This is a genomic window from Microcoleus sp. F10-B2 (genome assembly GCF_036704965.1).
GTDB lineage: Bacteria > Cyanobacteriota > Cyanobacteriia > Cyanobacteriales > Microcoleaceae > Microcoleus.
In genome coordinates, this window is the sequence record NZ_JAUBTB010000036.1 from 21,438 (window position 1) to 39,382 (window position 17,945).

General features: G+C 44.6%; 18 protein-coding genes. 16 read left to right on the forward strand and 2 right to left on the reverse strand.

The annotated features are described in order from the left end of the window. Nucleotides 1-268 precede the first annotated feature (268 nt). The 12 genes from QUA99_RS15625 (at nucleotide 269) to QUA99_RS15680 (ending at nucleotide 13,425) form a co-directional block, all read left to right on the forward strand. On the forward strand, nucleotides 269-661 hold the full coding sequence (locus QUA99_RS15625) for a response regulator (RefSeq protein WP_333238228.1): 393 nt from the start codon (nucleotides 269-271) through the stop codon (nucleotides 659-661). Continuing rightward, nucleotides 658-3,219, forward strand: a complete 2,562-nt coding sequence (locus QUA99_RS15630) for a response regulator (protein ID WP_333238230.1) — start codon at nucleotides 658-660, stop codon at nucleotides 3,217-3,219. Before QUA99_RS15625 ends, QUA99_RS15630 begins: the two co-directional genes overlap by 4 nt. Then, on the forward strand, nucleotides 3,194-4,852 hold the full coding sequence (locus tag QUA99_RS15635) for an adenylate/guanylate cyclase domain-containing protein (RefSeq protein ID WP_333238232.1): 1,659 nt from the start codon (nucleotides 3,194-3,196) through the stop codon (nucleotides 4,850-4,852). The genes QUA99_RS15630 and QUA99_RS15635 overlap by 26 nt, the downstream gene beginning before the upstream one ends. Before the next feature lie 125 nt (nucleotides 4,853-4,977). Then, nucleotides 4,978-5,436 carry a DUF1499 domain-containing protein gene (locus QUA99_RS15640; RefSeq protein ID WP_333238233.1) on the forward strand — a complete coding sequence of 153 codons (459 nt, stop codon included), beginning with the start codon at nucleotides 4,978-4,980 and terminating at the stop codon, nucleotides 5,434-5,436. Between the two features lie 458 nt (nucleotides 5,437-5,894). Continuing rightward, nucleotides 5,895-6,749, forward strand: a complete 855-nt coding sequence (locus QUA99_RS15645; protein ID WP_333238235.1) for a DUF2382 domain-containing protein — start codon at nucleotides 5,895-5,897, stop codon at nucleotides 6,747-6,749. A 215-nt stretch (nucleotides 6,750-6,964) separates the two neighbouring features. Next, complete coding sequence (locus tag QUA99_RS15650) at nucleotides 6,965-7,852, forward strand: DUF2382 domain-containing protein (RefSeq protein ID WP_333238237.1); 888 nt, start codon at nucleotides 6,965-6,967, stop codon at nucleotides 7,850-7,852. A gap of 189 nt (nucleotides 7,853-8,041) precedes the next feature. Continuing rightward, a complete protein-coding gene (locus QUA99_RS15655) occupies nucleotides 8,042-8,527 on the forward strand; it encodes a glutathione peroxidase (RefSeq protein ID WP_333238239.1) in 486 nt (161 codons plus the stop codon). A gap of 562 nt (nucleotides 8,528-9,089) precedes the next feature. Then, a complete protein-coding gene (locus QUA99_RS15660; protein ID WP_333238241.1) occupies nucleotides 9,090-9,551 on the forward strand; it encodes a VOC family protein in 462 nt (153 codons plus the stop codon). A gap of 1,192 nt (nucleotides 9,552-10,743) precedes the next feature. Next, nucleotides 10,744-11,508 carry a sulfotransferase domain-containing protein gene (locus tag QUA99_RS15665; protein WP_333238243.1) on the forward strand — a complete coding sequence of 255 codons (765 nt, stop codon included), beginning with the start codon at nucleotides 10,744-10,746 and terminating at the stop codon, nucleotides 11,506-11,508. A gap of 618 nt (nucleotides 11,509-12,126) precedes the next feature. Then, nucleotides 12,127-12,987: a 3-deoxy-7-phosphoheptulonate synthase gene (aroF, locus tag QUA99_RS15670; RefSeq protein WP_333238245.1), complete on the forward strand. Its 861-nt coding sequence runs from the start codon at nucleotides 12,127-12,129 to the stop codon at nucleotides 12,985-12,987. Nucleotides 12,988-13,011: 24 nt separating this feature from the next. Next, complete coding sequence (locus QUA99_RS15675) at nucleotides 13,012-13,182, forward strand: hypothetical protein (protein ID WP_333343403.1); 171 nt, start codon at nucleotides 13,012-13,014, stop codon at nucleotides 13,180-13,182. A 42-nt stretch (nucleotides 13,183-13,224) separates the two neighbouring features. Beyond that, the gene (locus QUA99_RS15680; protein WP_333238247.1) at nucleotides 13,225-13,425 is read left to right on the forward strand and encodes a heavy-metal-associated domain-containing protein; all 201 of its coding nucleotides are present in this window, start codon (nucleotides 13,225-13,227) and stop codon (nucleotides 13,423-13,425) included. Nucleotides 13,426-13,427: 2 nt separating this feature from the next. On the opposite strand, the gene QUA99_RS15685 is transcribed toward QUA99_RS15680, so the two are convergent. After that, the gene (locus QUA99_RS15685; RefSeq protein WP_333238313.1) at nucleotides 13,428-13,838 is read right to left on the reverse strand and encodes a metalloregulator ArsR/SmtB family transcription factor; all 411 of its coding nucleotides are present in this window, start codon (nucleotides 13,836-13,838) and stop codon (nucleotides 13,428-13,430) included. A 146-nt stretch (nucleotides 13,839-13,984) separates the two neighbouring features. Here QUA99_RS15685 and QUA99_RS15690 point away from each other — a divergent pair, with 146 nt between their 5' ends. Then, nucleotides 13,985-14,152, forward strand: a complete 168-nt coding sequence (locus QUA99_RS15690) for a metallothionein (protein ID WP_333238250.1) — start codon at nucleotides 13,985-13,987, stop codon at nucleotides 14,150-14,152. A 286-nt stretch (nucleotides 14,153-14,438) separates the two neighbouring features. Next, the gene (locus tag QUA99_RS15695; protein WP_333238252.1) at nucleotides 14,439-14,699 is read left to right on the forward strand and encodes a DUF7219 family protein; all 261 of its coding nucleotides are present in this window, start codon (nucleotides 14,439-14,441) and stop codon (nucleotides 14,697-14,699) included. Nucleotides 14,700-14,808: 109 nt separating this feature from the next. Here the strand turns inward: QUA99_RS15695 and QUA99_RS15700 are convergent, their stop codons facing one another. Further along, the gene (locus QUA99_RS15700) at nucleotides 14,809-15,858 is read right to left on the reverse strand and encodes a metal ABC transporter solute-binding protein, Zn/Mn family (RefSeq protein ID WP_333238255.1); all 1,050 of its coding nucleotides are present in this window, start codon (nucleotides 15,856-15,858) and stop codon (nucleotides 14,809-14,811) included. 90 nt (nucleotides 15,859-15,948) lie between these two features. Between QUA99_RS15700 and QUA99_RS15705 the strand changes: the two genes are divergently transcribed. After that, nucleotides 15,949-16,668 (forward strand): metal ABC transporter ATP-binding protein, encoded by a 720-nt coding sequence (locus QUA99_RS15705; RefSeq protein WP_333238257.1) that lies wholly within the window; start codon nucleotides 15,949-15,951, stop codon nucleotides 16,666-16,668. Between the two features lie 192 nt (nucleotides 16,669-16,860). Then, complete coding sequence (locus tag QUA99_RS15710; RefSeq protein WP_333238259.1) at nucleotides 16,861-17,697, forward strand: metal ABC transporter permease; 837 nt, start codon at nucleotides 16,861-16,863, stop codon at nucleotides 17,695-17,697. Nucleotides 17,698-17,945: the final 248 nt, after the last annotated feature.

Consider the following 17,945-nt stretch of genomic DNA (forward strand, 5'->3'; position numbering starts at 1 on the left):
CCCTGGCAAAGACAAGATTTAGGGCGATAAACCGAGTTTCTGTTCGGAAGTTCTATTAAAATAATACCACTTAAAAAAAAAATGTAACTGTAGGCAAGTTCCCAACTCTTATGAAATTATTCATTCCGCATCTCAAATCTCAAATCTCAAATCTCAAATCTCAAATGGTATAAGATAGGGGACAGATATCCTGCATCCCCGCCCGAAATCAATAAGGTAGAAGCAAGTCATGTCGGGAAACCACTAAAATGAAAGCAGAGAGGAAAAGATGAATAAGCCTGTAATTCTTTGCGTAGATGATGAGCCCGATATCTTGAATAGTCTCAAGATTCAGCTCAAGAATGAATTCAAAAATGATTACTTTTACGAATTAGCTGAAAGTGGTGATGAAGCTTTAGATTTACTTGAGAATTTCCAAGAAGAAGCTCAGGTAATTGTGGTTGTTTCTGATTGGCTGATGCCCGGAATTAAAGGTGACGAACTTTTAATTAAAGTTCACCAAAAATATCCTAAAATTATTAAGGTGATGTTGACGGGACAAGCTGATGCAGCGGCACTTCAGCGGGCAGTAGAAGCAGCAGATTTATACTGTTGTTTGTACAAACCGTGGCAAAGCAAAGACTTAATAGAAATTATAAAATCTGGGCTGGCTAAGTTATGAAAAAACCTGTGATTGTTTGTATTGATGATGAACCTGACGTTTTGAACAGTTTAAAGATTGAACTGAAAAAGGCAATCGGCGATCGGTGCATAATTGAAACGGCTGAAGGGGGGGTTGATGCTTTAGAGTTGCTGGCAGATTTGCAGGCAGATGAATACGAGATTGCTTTGGTGCTTTCCGATTATATCATGCCGGATATTAAAGGGGACGAACTGCTCCGAAAAATTCACGAAAGCTCGCCGGAGACGCTGACGATTATGCTGACGGGGCAAGCAGATTTGGAAGCCCTGAGCAATGCTATTAAGTATGCTAAATTGTACCGTTATATCCCTAAACCTTGGCAAAATGAAGACTTAAAATTAACGGTAGTAGAAGCTGTTCACAGTTACTTGCAAGATCAAAAGTTAACTGATGAAATTCATAAGCGTCAAGAAGTAAACGAGGAGTTAAAGCTAGTAAATGAGGCGCTGTCTGCGAGTGAAAGGCGCCTGAGTCAATTTTTAGAAGCTTTGCCAGTGGGGGTATCTGTTTATAATCCCGATGGCTCGATCGCCTATTTTAACCAGGCAGCGCGGGATTTGCTGGGTGCAGACACTATCCCGGAAAGCACTGCGGAACAATTAGCTGCCACTTATCAACTTTATGTTGCCAATACTGATGAGCTGTACCCGCCGGATAATCTGCCAATTTTGCGCGCACTGAAAGGAGAATTTGTCAAGGTTGACGATGTAGAAATTCGTCAAGATGGCAAAGTAATTGCGATCGAGATCAATACGACGCCGATTTTTGACGCTAGCGGAAATATTGCTTATGCGATCGCAGCTTTTCAAGATATTAGCGATCGCAAACAAGCTGAAAAAATACTAGCAGATTACCAGCAAACCTTAGAAGCCCAAATTGACGAACGCACAGAACAACTGCAACAAGCCGCATTAGCTGCTGAAGCCGCAAACAAAGCTAAAAGTACGTTTCTTGCCAATATGAGCCACGAGTTGCGCACCCCTCTCAATTCTATACTCGGCTTTGCACAAATCATGGAACCCAGCCCGGATCTTACTGTCGAAAACCGAGAAAATATGAGAATTATTCGGCGTAGTGGCGAACACTTGCTGACCTTGATCAATGAAGTCTTAGACTTGTCAAAAATCGAAGCGGGGCGGATGACGCTCCACCCGAAAAACTTCGACCTCTACCGCTTGCTCGACGATTTGCAAGATATGTTTCAACTGCGGGTACATAATGAAGAATTGCAGTTGCATTTCCAGCGCGATGCTGACGTTCCTCAGTACGTGCGAACCGATGATATTAAACTGCGGCAAGTGCTGATTAATCTTCTGAGTAATGCGATTAAGTTTACCCAAACAGGCGAAATCATCTTAAGAGTGAGAAAGTTAGAAAAATCTGGATTTCTGGATTTATTGGAGAGTCCCACAGCTTGCTTTGATACCACAAGAAGTATTCGGGAATTTTCGAGAACTAGCAGTGATTTTGCCAAGGTTGAATGCAGCGATGAGGCTGAGGATTTAACTGTGCCGGATTTTTTCCTTTTATTTGAAATTGAAGATACAGGAGTTGGCATTGCTCCCGAAGAATTGGGAAATATTTTTAAGGCTTTTGTGCAAACAGCTTCCGGTCAACAAATTCAGAAAGGCACGGGTTTAGGATTGAAGATCAGCCGTCAATTTGTCCGCCTGATGGGAGGAGAAATTGTCGTAGAAAGTCAACTGGAACTCGGCACCACTTTTAAATTTGAAATTCCAGTGGGTGCGGTTTATGCTGCCGATCTTCCCGATCCGCAACTTAACCGCGAAGTTACTGGGTTGGAACCAAACCAACCGTGCTACCGGATTTTAATTGTGGACGATCGCGAAGACAACCGCCAACTTTTAGTCAAAATGCTTTCTCCTTTGGGTTTCGGGGTGGAACAAGCCACCAACGGCGAGGAAGCAATAGAAAGGTGGGAAAATTGGCACCCGCACTTAATTTTGATGGATGTGCGAATGCCAGTGATGGACGGTTACGAAGCTACTAAACAAATTAAGGCCAGAATCAAGCAGAGAGAGCAAGGAAAGGGGGAAATGAATATTTCCCATCCCGACTCCCCGATTCCGAAGATTATTGCTTTGACAGCTAGTACAATTGAAGGCAGGCAAGCGTTTGCTTTATTGGTCGGCTGCGACGATTTTATTGGCAAACCTTTCCGCAAAACAGATATATTTGATATCCTCAACAAACATTTGGGGGTGAAGTATCTCTACTCTCATTCAACGGACTTTATCCCCACAGGCGATCGCAATAATTTATCTGGGTCGCTCCCTAATGCTGCGCTTGCTTATTTACCTGCACTTCCCGCAAAATGGATAGACAACATGAAACAGGTAATCCGCAGTGCTGATTTTGACTTAATTGTCAAGACAATCGAGGAAATAAGGGATGCTCATCCTGAATTTGCCGAAATCCTCCAGGGTCATCTCGATAATTTTGATTACCAGAAAATACTCAATTTAATTGCCGAGTCGGAGAAATCAGATAATGCAGATCCAGGCGGAACAAACTGAAAACTATCAAGCCGATATTTTAGTAGTTGACGATACGCCAGATAATCTGCGTTTGTTGATTAGAATTTTGCAAAAAAATGGCTATAAAGTTCGACCTGTTAATAATGGTTTTTCGGCGTTAGATGCTATTCAATCTAGCGCACCCGATTTGATTTTACTCGATATTATGATGCCGGATATTGACGGCTACGAACTATGTAAAAAATTAAAAGAAAAACCGCAATTTAGGGAAATTCCCATCATTTTTCTCAGCGCGCTAGAAGAAGGAATAAATAAAGCCAAAGCTTTTGAAGTTGGCGGAGCTGATTATATCACAAAACCTTTTCAGGTGAAAGAAGTATTGGCGCGAGTGAGCAATCAACTTACTGTGCGTTCGTTGCAAATGCAATTGCAAGAAAAAAATCAAAAATTGACCGCTCAAAACGTTCAGTTGCACCAGGAAATCGCTGAACGCCACCAGGTGGAAATGGAAACAAGATTGCTGCTCCAGGCCACTCAAGCTATTAGCAAATCTGAGGATTTTGAGTCGGCTATAGATGTGATTTTAGGTTTGATTTGCAAAACTATTGAATGGAATCTGGGCGAAGCTTGGATTCCTTGCAGTGAGGGCTTTTTAAAATGCGCTACAGGCAGGTACCTCAGCGACTTGAGTTTTGCCCAATTCCGACAAACAAGTTGGCAGTTAATTTTTGCTCCCGGTGTGGGACTCCCAGGTAGGATTTGGCAGTCGCAGCAGTCAGAATGGATCGAAGATGTTTCTACTGCACCGGAACAAGTTTTTTTACGAGGAGAAATTGCGGTGAGTGTGGGATTGAAAGCGGCTTTTGGGGTGCCAATTTTGGCGGACAATCAAGTGTTAGCTATTTTGATTTTTTATCGCGAAAAAGTTCTTAAATGTCAGCCTCGCTTGTTGGAATTAGTGAGCGCGGTTGCTACGCAGCTAGGTTCGTTGATTCAGCGAAAACAAGCTGAAGCAGCGCTGAAAGTGCAGCAAGGACAAACAGAGAAATTGCTGCTGAATATTTTACCGAAACCTATTGCGGATCGCTTGCAAAAAGAGCAAAAGTTGATAGCGGATCATTTTGATGAGGTGAGCGTCTTGTTTGCTGATTTGGTGGGTTTTACAGAGTTTTCGGCTCACAAAAGTCCGACGCAGTTGGTAGAAATTTTGAACGGGATTTTCTCGGAGTTCGATAGGTTGTCTGAATTGCACGGGTTGGAAAAGATTAAGACGATTGGGGATGCTTACATGGTGGTTGGGGGTTTGCCGACGCCGCGGCAGGATCACTCTGAGGCGATCGCACTTTTAGCTTTGGAGATGCAGGCCGCTTTGAGGAGGTTTAATAGCAAAATGGGAGAAAATTTTCAATTGCGGATCGGAATTCACAGCGGTTCGGTGGTGGCGGGAATTATTGGGATTAGCAAATTTAGTTATGATTTGTGGGGGGATACTGTTAATGTTGCTTCCCGCATGGAGTCGAACGGATTGCCTGGTAAAATTCAAGTGACGGTGCAGACTTACGAGCGTTTGAAAGAGCAGTTCGTTTTTGAAGAACGGGGTCATATCCCGGTTAAAGGTAAAGGAAGAATGTTGACTTACTGGTTGATAGAACAACAAAGTCAATATATTTAAATTTTTGATGTTAATTTGAATTAATATTAAACTTATACAGAATTTACACTTTCAAGAGGGCTAATCCTTTGCAAACAGTTGAAACAAAATCGCCGACAGCATTGAAAAGAGTCGTTGTTCTTTTAATGTCATTGCTAGCAGTAGCGCTACTGTCGATCGCTACTTTTATCGCTATACCCGGAGAAAAAACAATGTTTGCTGGAAAAAGACCTGCTAATATCGGTATTGTGTCAGGAAAACTCGCAGCGTGCCCGAGTTCCCCCAACTGCGTCAGCAGCTTCAGTCAAGATGCCGAACACAAAATTGAGCCTTTGGCATACACTTCGTCCCAGAGTGAAGCGATGGCAAAGCTCAAAGAGGCGATCGAGTCCTATGGAAAAACTAAAATTATCACTGCAACTGATAACTACCTCTATGCGGAGTTCACCAGTGCTTTGATGGGGTTTGTTGATGACGTTGAATTTTTGGCAGATGATGCAGCAAAAGTCATCCACGTGCGATCGGCTTCGCGTCTGGGAGAGTCGGATTTAGGAGTTAATCGCAGCCGGATAGAAACTATCAGAACTCAACTAAATCAACTCTGAAATTAAAATTTCTAACTTTCCCGAAGCCCCTCTCCCGCAAGATGAGGGGCTTCGATTTTTGTATATAACTATGTAATGTTTATTTGTAACTATCTAGTTAACAATTATTAACAGTAGGGACACGGCAATGCCGTGTCCGGCGCGGGGACTAGGATACGGCAATGCCGTGTCCGGCGCGGGGACTAGGATACGGCAATGCCGTGTCCGGCGCGGGTAGTAGGATACGGCAATGCCGTGTCCCTACGGTTTGTTTTGACTTTTAATACTTGTTATAAGATTGACGATTGTAGAGTTTTACAATCTTTAAAATAGCTGAGCGCGCTAGCACAGAAGAAGAGATGCCTTAGTATTCCTATAGTATTAAACGCCCTAAATTATACACTTCCGACTTTAGGGAGAGGGAAGTCAACGAATTAATTTCTACTATTAATTTAAGTAGAGCGAAGAGGAAAAAACACATGGCACTTCAAAGATTAGCAGAATTTTATCCTAACTATCAGGAAGAAATCTTTGCTGGAGACGACATCAAGGGATTTGATGTTTATGCCGGCGACTCTGATGAAAAAGTAGGCACTGTTTATGATGCTTTGGTCGATGACACTGGTCGTTTCCGCTATCTGGTAATTGATACCGGTATTTGGATTTTTGGCAAAAAAGTATTGTTGCCAATCGGCTCGGCCCGCTTCGACTACGGAGCCCGTCGCGTGTACGCAACAGGCCTTCGCAGCAAAGCTCAAGCAGAACAATTGCCGGCTTACAATGAATTAGAAGCAGTAGATTACGATCGCGAAGAACAGGTAAGAGGCGTTTACCGCAATCAAGGAACAGCAGCCGCAACCACTGCAACTCCTGCTAGCTACGATCGCAGCAGCTACAGCTACGATATCGATCGCCCCCTCTACGACACCAACGAACAGCAGCACCAAAATCTCAAGCTTTATGAAGAACGCTTGATTGCCAACAAACACCGCGCAAAAACAGGCGAAGTAGCAGTTGGCAAGCGCGTGGAAACTGAAACAGCGCGAGCTTCAGTACCCATTGAAAAAGAACGAGTCGTAATCGAGCGAGTAACGCCGGTAGAAGCGGGTCGAGTAGTTTCAGTAGGTGACGCTGACTTCCAATCAGGGGAAGTTGCACGCATGGAAGTCTACGAAGAAACGGCAGACATTCACAAAGAAGCTTTCGTGCGCGAAGAAGTCAACGTCAGAAAAGAAGTTGTTCGCAGCACGGTTGAGGGCGAAGAAACTTTGCGCCGTGAAGAATTAGACGTTAAGAGCGATGGAACTGCGGTTGTAGATAATAAAGATATCTAACGCAACCGCAACAGGTATTGCATAGGAATTGCGCATTAATGACATAATTCTGTCACCGCGCAGGTTTGATTTGTGGCATCGCGCAATTCCTATGTGACGGGGCGGGTGGGGTACAAAACTTGTCTGGCTTTGGCAAAGTTTATGCACTTTCCCCGCCTTGACCCATTTTTCCTTACCACTTCATAATAAAAATCATTCAGCAGGCAAGTTTAAAAATGAACGTTCAAGCATCAGCAGAAAAGATAGCAACTGCCAAATCTATTACCCGTCTCAACCGGGTGCCAGAAAAAGTTAGAACCAAGCTAAAAAGTTTTACTGTCAAAGACAACCAAGGTCAATTGGTAGGTAAAGTTAAAGATGTCTATTTTGATGATAACGGTCAGTTAAACTTTGTGGTTGCAGGGCTAGGCAGTGAAAATACCCGCATTTTTTTACTAAGTATCAAGCTGCTAAAAAAAGTAGATTATCACCAAAAAGCGCTGTTTGTAAGTATTAATTCCGAACAAGTCGATATGCTGCCAGGAGTTTCAGCAAATGCGGGCAGTCAGTCTTTAGAAAATGCTTCGGAACCGCATAGTGAATTTAGTAACAGCGAGTTAACGAATCCCTCAACAGTTATGTCAAATCTAACAGATGCCGATCTCACAGATGAAAATTTGGAGACAAATGAGGAAGAGTTGGATATTGTCGATCGAGAAGTAATTCGCCTGCTAGAAGAAAGATTGGTGATCAACCGCAGCAAGCGCAAAGTCGGCGAAGTCATCGTGCGCAAAGAAATTGAAACTCGGATGGTACAAGTGCCGATCCAGCGGGAAAAGCTGATTGTCGAACAAGTCGGTGAAGATCCGAAGGTGTTGGCAGAAATAGATTTGGGCGAGGGAAACATCACCGGTATAGATTTGACGGAGGTTAAGAACGATCGCCAGGAACCGACAGTTAAGGCGGAATTTACCTCTGTGCAGAAAGCTAGCAAAATCTTAAATTCGATCGCCTCTCAACCCCGCCACGGTTGCGTTAAAGTCCGCCTAGAACTCGTTCTGGAAGACAAGCAACTTGAGGATACTTACCAAAAATGGATGGCGGAACACCACTCAGAGAGTTAAAATATTCCTCCTTTTCCCTGTAGATTTTAGCTATAGCAGAAGGCAGAAGGCAGAAGGCAGAAGGCAGAGGTAATAATAGCAAGGGGTAAGGTGTGGAGTGCGTACCCTACGGATCGGCGATCGGCATCTAGACAAGATTGTACCCAATTGCGGTAAAATTGTGGTGGTCAAATTTAAAAGTATTTGAAAATGCCCAGCACAATCTCCGACATTAAAGTAAAAACGATCGCAGGCGAAGACAAGCAGCTAGGAGAGTACGCTGGCAAGGTACTCTTGATAGTTAACGTAGCTTCCCAATGTGGGTATACACCGCAATATAAAGGACTCGAAGAATTGAGCAAGAAGTACAGCGCTGCTGGACTTCGTGTTTTAGGATTTCCCTGCAACGATTTCGGAGCTCAAGAACCCGGAAGTAATTCAGAAATCGTCAATTTCTGTACTACAAAATACGGCGTCACCTTTGAATTATTTGACAAACTACACGCCAAAGGCAGTCAGCAGCACCCGCTGTACGCTAAGCTTACGAGTGCAGCCGATCCCAAGGGTGAGGTTTCCTGGAATTTTGAGAAATTCTTAGTTAGCAAACAGGGTGAAGTGGTTGGTAGGTTCCGCAGCAGTGTTGGTCCGGATTCGCCCGAACTGATCGCTGCTATCGATCGAGAATTGGCAAAATAAGAAGTTCGGCAACTAAGCAGTGTACGGAATTTAACCGATTTAACGGATGGATGTTTAGGAAAGAGAGAAGAACTTAATAGGCTTTTTTTTGAGAAGTTGAAATATTATTTTTTTCTTCTCTTTCCCATTCATTGTTTGCCAGCACTCAACCATGAACAACTACCGATGATTTTATTTAAGGGGAGAAGGGTTTAATTTAATGGAAAATACATCGGGATTAGATTTAGTTGTAGGTGTACTTGCTTTCGCAATTCTTGCAGGCGGTCTGGCAATGCTATTTGTAGGCATGGCATCGTTCCCTAAAGAAAAATAACAATACTTGATATTATGTGGGATTGTTGAGAAACCGGGTTGTTTCACGAAAAGACGGGTTGTAGACCGCACCCAAGCTAAAAAAACCGATTTCACCTGCCCCGATGCGTCCACGACTGAATACTTGATATTATGTGCGATCGCACGACCATAATAAAAGTTTTCACTAGCAACTTAAAACGTTTATTTTCCAGGGAACGATCGGAATAAATCTAAAAGCATTCAATTTTAATATTCGCAATTGACAATCATGCAAACAACCCAAACCACAGTCAAAATTACCCTCGCGCCTGGGAATTTGCGTCGCGTTCACCATATTGCTTTAAACGTGCGCGACATGAAAGCTTCCCGCCACTTCTACGGTACAATTCTCGGCCTGCACGAACTAACAGGTGCAGAAATTCCCGCAACTTTAACAGAAATGGTAGCCGCCGGTAAAGTCGCTAATTTTGTCACTCCAGACGGCACTGTTATTGACTTGTTTTGGCAGCCGGACTTGGAACCGCCAAACCCAGACCCGGAGAAAGCTTTTACCCGCGCCAACCACTTAGCCTTCGATATCGATCCGGCTTTGTTCGATCGCGCTCTGGAAGTGCTAAAGTCAAATCAAATTGCGATCGACAGCGGCCCCGTCACTCGCGCTACAGGACGCGGCATTTACTTTTACGATCCCGACGGATTTATCATCGAAATCCGCTGCGATCCCGTTTAAACAGCAGCTATCTGTATCTCCGTCTTCCGTGCGCAGCCTGCATTTACTGTTTGCAGTCAGTGTAGCAGTATCTCACATTTAACGAGCGTCCACAACCAGCTCAAACTTAGGATCGGTCTGCTGTTTGACGATTAGGTTCGCTTATCCCCCCAGCGCCCCTTAAGAAACAGGGCTGTTTGATTCTAATACTAAATCGGGAAAATAAAAAGCGATCGCCCTGAAGCAGATTAGATAGCCATCGCCCATATTTGAATAATTAATAATACGCACCTTCTCATCGAATCTCTAAAAAAACTCAAGGATTTTATTCTAGTGCAGAGACAAAGACATCCATATAAGATTTATTTTACCGATATTCATACCATTTGAGATTTTATCTTAAACAGTTACACTAAGGACTTCAGGTCTGACAAACAAAGTATTTACGGGGAGGCTCTGCATTGTCAAAAATCAACTCTTACAGTATATTTCATCTATATTTGGTACACACGATATTGTATTAAGTAAGGTGCGCCGCCTCGCCATCAACAATCTGCAATCTGCAAGTTTGATTGAACCATTGAGCAGCGACGCCCCCTACATAACAGATACCACACAATATAGCTGCTACTGTGATTCATAAACCTGGAATATGCTGTAATTTACTTCCTGCGAACGAAGTTTTTTCGTAAAAAAACCCGGTTGCTGGGCCCCATGCGTAACTCCTAAGAATATAAATTTCCCTTACCTTAATTTGGGCCTGTGATTAACTTTTCAATTCTCTCAGCTACTATTGCTGTGAATCTTTTCCGAGTTGTGAGCTTTCGATGGGTAACGGAAGGCCGAAGATGGCTCCGTGATTGGTTTTGGCGGTTGATGATTTTGCTAGAATGAAACAGCCCTGCCCGCGAGGAGGGCGCTGGGGGGAGCTAGATGATTTTGGATTAAAACAGCAGACCGCTACTACATTTGATGTTAAGTTGACATCACTGCCAAAAAACAACAACCCTGGGGACTTACTTCGATTTGGGCTATTTAATCTCGACTCTAAGCTAGATCGATCGACACGACGCTTAAATTGACACCGATATCCATATACAGCAGATTCTACGTTTATGAAGTACACCCGCCTATCGTTCGATTCCCCTAGGGACACGGCACTGCCGTGTCCCTACACTCCATAAACCTGGAATATGCTGTATTATCACAAACCATGAAACAAACTCCAAACCCCCCCGATTTCATCATCATCGGCGTCCAAAAAGGCGGCACAACATCCTTGTACAATTACCTGATCCAACATCCCGAAATCGCCGCCGCCACCCAAAAAGAAATCCATTATTTCGACCTCAACTTTGACCAAAGCGCCGACTGGTATTATTCGCAATTTCCCCAGCCGGAAAGCGGCGAATACCAGCTAACAGGAGAAGCCAGCCCATACTATATTTTTCATCCCCGCGTCCCCCAGCGAATCCACGATTTATGTCCCAAAGTTAAAATCATCGCTTTGCTGAGAAACCCTGTCGAACGCGCAATTTCCCACTATCATTACTATATAAAAATCGGATACGAATCGCTGTCCCTAGAAAGTGCGATCGCCAGCGAACCAGAAAGACTCAAAGGCGAAATTGAAAAACTCCTAGCCAGCCCAACTTACTACAGTTACGAACACCAACACCACAGTTATCTAACCCGCGGCATTTACGCCGATCAACTCCCAGCCTGGATGCAGCTATTCCCCAAATCCCAACTTTTAATCCTCAAAAGCGAAGACTTGTACACCAATCCCTGCGGCACATACAATAGCGTGTTAGAATTTTTAGACTTGCCGCCCCACCAACTAGAAACCTACGAAAAGTACAACTCGAATCAATATCCCCCAGTCAGCGAGACCGTATACGAGCAATTAAGAGTATATTATCGATCGCACAACCAAAGACTAGCCGAATTGTGCGATCGAGATTTCGGCTGGGATTAATCATTTCGGGAATTGTAGGGGCGGGTTTTACCAACAATATCTAACAAATACAAACAATCTAAATAAACCCGCCCCCACCCCACCAATAACCTACACGAACCTTGATTTCCTCGGAAAACGAGGTCGATTTACCGTTGGGTGGGGGCGGGTTTACGAGATTGTGGATTATTGACGATTATTGTTGGTGAAACCCGCCCTGCAAATCTTTTTCTAAAAATAGCTTGACATCCCAGTCTCCCTGTGCTAGCTTGTCGAATAGTATTGTGTTTAATCCACAAATCGCAGCACTTCACCTATGTTCACAGCCAACAGCTATTTTTATTTTTGGTACAGCCAAGTTCGCCCGGAGTGAATTTATAATTCACTGTGAACATCCGGGCGAACCGCAGATTAACACCTGCGGTTTTGTTTTTTCAAGTTCTTTTCCCAACAACCAATCGAGTACAAGCGAAAACAGCGATGACATTATTCAGTAACTGGTATTACGGCTTTTATTTTTGGCCCCACAGGAGTTCTGGGTAAATTGTCGCGCTGTCTTTTCGCACCAACCCGGAACTCTTAAAAGTTCCGGGTTTTTTGTTGTCAACCACCCACTTTATTTTCCTGGAAAATACCCTCATGTTAGAAGCCAAACTCGTAACCAAATCTCATCCCGAACACCAAACAATTGTTCAACTCTCAAACACAGTCTCTGTCGGCGGCACAGAATTATTAATCATCGGCGGCCCCTGTACCGTGGAAAGTTCCGAACAAATGGAAACAGTCGCCAGCAAACTCTCCGCAGCATCAGTGCAAGCTTTGCGGGGGGGAGTCTACAAACCCCGCACTTCTCCCTATGCTTTCCAAGGGATGGGAATTGAGGGACTCGAAATTTTAGCCGATGTCAGCCGGCGTTACGGTTTGCCGGTGGTGACAGAGGTAATGTCGATCGCCCAAATCGAGCCAGTTGTCACCTATGCTGATATGCTGCAAGTAGGCAGTCGGAATATGCAAAACTTCGAGTTACTAAAAGCGATCGGTCAAGCCGGAAAACCCGTCCTGCTAAAACGCGGTTTGTCAGCCACAATTGAAGAATTTGTGATGGCCGCCGAATACATTCTCAGTCACGGAAATCCTGATGTAGTTTTGTGCGAAAGAGGCATCCGCAGCTTCGATAATTACACGCGAAACGTGTTAGATTTGGGTGCAGTCGCAGCGCTGAAACAGTTAACTCATTTGCCAGTAATTGTAGACCCTTCTCACGCAGTCGGCAAGCGAGAATTAGTCGCACCACTAGCCAAAGCAGCGGTTGCTTGCGGTGCTGACGGATTAATTGTTGAGTGTCACCCGCAACCGGAAAAATCGGTTTCTGACGCGCGGCAAGCTCTTTCTTTAGCGGATATGGTTGATTTAGTTGTTAGTTTGCGCCCTGTAGCCGCCGCCGTTGGGCGGTGCGTGCCAGATACAAATTTACAGTCAAAGGTTCTAAATGTAAGGTGATATTGGTAGGGAAACGGCACTGCTGTGTCCTCCGGCACCGGACACGGCAATGCCGTTTCCCTAACCAGAGGACGGGATATTTGTAGGGACACGGCAATGCCGTTTCCTCCGGCGCCCGTTGCTTTGAAAAAATGGTATGAGATTAAAGAATTGGATGAAAAATCTCAAATATCAAAGGAAATTAGATTAAAATAAAAGCACAATCAATACTGTCATCTACAATATTTGGCTTTTATTATGGCACTCCTACTTAAAGTTCCGTCGATCGTCTGTTCTGGCTGCGGTGATACAATTACCAAAGCTATCCAAACTGTTGAATCCGATGCTTCTGTCAAGGTGGATGTAGCAGCTAAGACTGTTACAGTTGAAGCCAAAGCTTCTGAAGAGTCAATTAAACAAGCTGTTGTCGCTACAGGCCACACCATCGAAGGAGAATAATATTAGGCTTCGTCTAAGTGTTCGGCGACTGCTTGGTAAAGTTCAAAAACGTGGCGATCGAGTAAACTATAAAAAACTTGTCTCCCAACCTTGCGGTAACTTACCAACCGCATCGCCCGCAATGCCCGCAACTGGTGCGATACTGCTGACTCGCTCATACTCAACGCTGCAGCCAAGTCGCACACGCACAGTTCTTGTTTTGCCAAAACCGACAGCAGCCGCAGGCGATTCGCATCTCCCAAAAGACTGAAAAACTCAGCCATCCGCTGCGCTTTTGCGGTGTTGAGAACTTGTGTTTGGATGTCGCCGGCGGCCCGCGAACAGTCAACTAGGTGCGAGGGATCGCACGTTGGTGTATCGTTTTGTTCGTGAAGCTGACTTATCGCTCCGTTAACAGCAGAGTTGGGTGACATCTTTTCCAGGCTTGTTTTAATTCTCATTTTCATTTTAGTGCGATCGGCAAACCTTTTGTAACAAAACTTTTACATTCCCTTGACTAATACATGAATATATGTTCAGGTATTGGTATAGACAAATAACCCCACCAGGAGAATCTAAAATGACTACCGCCACCCAAACAAAATGTGCCTGTCCTTCATGCTCGTGCGTTGTCAGCCTCAGCGAAGCCATTGAAAAAGACGGCAAACAATACTGTTCCAGTGCTTGCGCTGAGGGCCACCCCAACGGCAGCGGCTGCGGCCACAGCGGCTGCGAGTGCCACAAATAAATATTCGGCTTCAAAAAAGGTTAATCAACTGCAAAATATATCTAAAGGGAGATGCGAACAGCGCATTTCCCTTTTTTTTTGCTTTTAGGTTAAAGAAAAGTTAAAATAAAGCTAATTTAAGGTTAAGACTGCATTAATAGACTCAGTAGAGAGCGAAAAAGCACAATTGCTACTTACGCAATACAATATAAGCCTGTTAGGGTCGCTATACTGACTACAAATAGTGCTATTAACAGCAGAGACCGAACCACAAGTTGAATACCAAAAGTTAAATTAGGAGGGGGCAATGAAAGAGCGGGAAGATTTTTTACATCCTCGCAATCGCTACTACGGTGATTTCACGCCAGAAAACTTGGCCTTTAATGCCAACTTGCAGGAATTTGCTCAGAAAATAACTTATATTTGCTCGCTCGAAACTGGGGGAAAAATTAGCGCTGAGAAAGCCTATAAAGATATTAAAGCGCTTTGGAAAGACTTAAAATCCTCTAAGAAGCAATTGGGAATTGGGCAAAAACCCCCCAGCACCGATGGGGAAAATTCACCCTAAAGCCATCGAAGCAAACGCAGCGTTTGCCGTCGAAAACCCCTGCGATTGCGAGCGCTGCGTTTTGCTGCGTACCCAGCAAATGTAAGGTGCTTGCTGCACCCTACGAAGTCTATGGTTTGGGACTTGGTGTTGCTTCTCCTGCAAATGCAGTACAATTACCGCCGAGGCCAGAAGCAATCGCGCAAGTATTAGTTTTCAGCATCCCCTGATATGTATCAGCACCGGTGCCGGGGCCGCCCAACTCGTCGCTGTAAAGTTCCTTGTCCGAAATTTTGACATTTGCCTCCCTCGCTACAGTCTCCATCAACTTCGGATTAGTTGTAGTTTCGGCAAAAATTGTCGGAACTCCTGCGGTCTTAATTTCTGAGGATAATTCGGCAATTCTAGCTGCTGTGGGCTGTTCCTCTGTCGTCACACCCTGCAAAGCCCCAGCAATTCCCAAACCGTAAGCATCGGCATAGTAACTCAGAGCATCGTGAGTTGTGACTAATTTGCGTTTTTGGGCGGGAATAGTCGCAATTTGAGCTTTGATCCAAGTATCTATTTTTTGCAACTCATCTGTTAAGCTTGCTGCATTTTTGGTATAAAGTTGAGCATTGGCGGGGGAAACTTCGATCAATTCATCCCGAATTGTTTCTACCATACGGATGCCATTTTGAGGGTTATGCCAAACGTGAGGGTCAGGGACTTTTTCGCCTTCGGCGTGGGGTTCGTTTTCCGCTTTCTCTTCGCCGTGTTCGTGCTCGTGTTTGCCCATCAGCGGTTTGGGAACAGCGAGTTCGTGTACGGCGATTTTGGGTGCAGAATTACTGCTAGATTGAATCAACTTAATGATGCTGGGTTCGTGGTTGTAGCCGCCGTATAAAATCAGATTTGCTGTTTCAATCGCTTTGCGGTCTTCCGGCTTGGTTTGGTAGGCGTGGGGGTCGTCTCCGGGCTTGATGAGACAGGTGGTGTCGATCGAACTTTGAGCAATTTGTTTAGTTAGGTCGCAGATAACGCCAGTCGTGGCGACGACTTTTGGCAAGTTGGCGGCGGGACTCTCTGGCGCCGGAGTGGTTGCGTTCTGTCCTCCACTGCACCCAACCACTCCGCAGCCAATTGCCAAAACAGCCGCACCGCAAAATCTGCGGGTTTTTCCAGGCAACTTCTTTAACATTTTTACCTTTGGAACGATAATCGTTATTGCTTTTTCGAGTTATCCTATTCTAGTAGGTACGAACAAGAATCGTTCTCAAAAGCTTGAATTATGCTGGAAGTGCAAGACTTAGCTGTCAATTATCGAGGAATTTCGGCCCTCAGCAGCGTGAATTTCCATTTAGAATCCGGGCAATTAACCGGTGTGTTCGGCCCCAACGGCGCGGGGAAAAGCACGATGGTGAAAGCGATGCTGGGATTGATCCCGGCCTGTCGCGGTTTGGTGAAATATCAGGGGCGGCTGCTGAAGGAACAGTTGTCGCGGGTGGCTTACGTGCCGCAGCGATCGCAAATTGACTGGGATTATCCGATTACGGTGTGGAATGCGGTGATGATGGCGCGAACTGTCCAGACTGGTTGGTTTCGCAGTCCCTCGAAGCAGTCGCAAGAATTGGTGAAAGCTGCTTTGCTGCGGGTGGGAATGTGGGATTTGCGCGATCGGCAAATTGGCGAACTGTCTGGCGGACAGCAACAGCGGATTTTCTTAGCAAGGTCGATCGCCCAACAAGCCGATTTATTCTTCTTCGACGAACCTTTTAACGCGATCGACAAAGCAACAGAAGAGATTATTTTCGATATTTTTGCCGAACTCAAATCAGAAAATAAAACATTGCTAGTCGTCAGCCACGACTTAGGCGAAACTTTAAAACAGTACGACAATTTATTATTGCTAAATAAGCAGTTAATTGCAACAGGTTCCTGCCGAGAAGTTCTCACCGCAGCCAATATTCAAAAAGCTTATGGATACGATTTAAGTTTAGTTTCAGCGTAAGCAAAAAAAGATTTATCTTTAAAATTGATTGTGGCACGGGCGTCCCGCCTGTGCAGTGAATGGTGGTACGGGCGTCCCGCCTGTGCAGTGAATGGTGGCAAGGGCCTCCCGCCTGTGCAGTTGATGGTGGCACGGGCGTCCCGCCTGTGCAGTTGATTGTAGTGGAAAAAATCCTATTATTGACCTAATTCAATGTTAAACCTACTAATTGAGCCGCTAAAATTCGAGTTTATGCGAAATGCGATCGCCGTCGGCATTTTGCTAGGAATTCTCTGCGCCGTTGTTGGATCTTATTTAATTGTACAGCAAATGGGAATGATGGTTGACATGATTGCCCATTCAGTATTAGCAGGATTGCCAGTAGCTTTTTCTTTAGGTTTCAATATTTCGATCGGCGCGTTTATATCGGGAATTATCAGCGCGGTAATTATGGCGTGGATTCAATCGCAATCGCGCCTCAAAATAGATGCCGTTATGGCATTAATTTTATCTACATTTTTAGCAATTAGCGTCACCTTGATTAGCCTGTTGCGGGCAACCAAATTAGACCTAGACGGTTTTCTGTTTGGGAATATCTTGTCAGTTGCACCTGCTGACGTGCAGCAGACTTTTGTCATAACTTTGATAATTTTGGTGGCGGTTAAACTCCTTTACAAAGAACTGCTATTCTATACTTTTGACCCGCTGGGGGCGCAAGCGTCCGGTTTACCTGTAAACTGGATTTATTTCGGGATGATTTCGGCGATTACGCTGACGATTGTTGCGAGTTTGCAAACTGTGGGAGCGCTGTTAGTAATTTCGCTGTTAATCGGGCCGGGAATTACGGCGTATTTGTTGGTAAAAGAGCTGCATTTAATGATGGGATTGGGAGCTACTATTGGAATTACCGCTAGCGTGACTGGTATGTATCTCAGCTATTATTTGAATATGCCCTCTGGTGCGGCAATTGTATTAGTTGTTTTTGGGTTATTTTTAGTAGCTTTGCTGTTCAGTCCCAGTCAAGGGATTTTAACAAGAAAGAGAGGATAAAACTCCTGGATGCACAGGCTCTATCTGTTGTGCATTTTTTACGCTTACTTACGCAAAAAGTAATTTAACGCCCTACTTATAGCAATCCTAAATCATTTGCATAATTATTGTAGGGGCAATCCCACGCCCGGTTCCCCGATAGATAGGGGGTAGGCAAAGAAAGGCACTACCCCTACAAATTTATCTGAATCATTTAGGATTGCTATATAGTAATCTAGGATTTTGTAAAGAGCAAGTTCAGTCCAGGA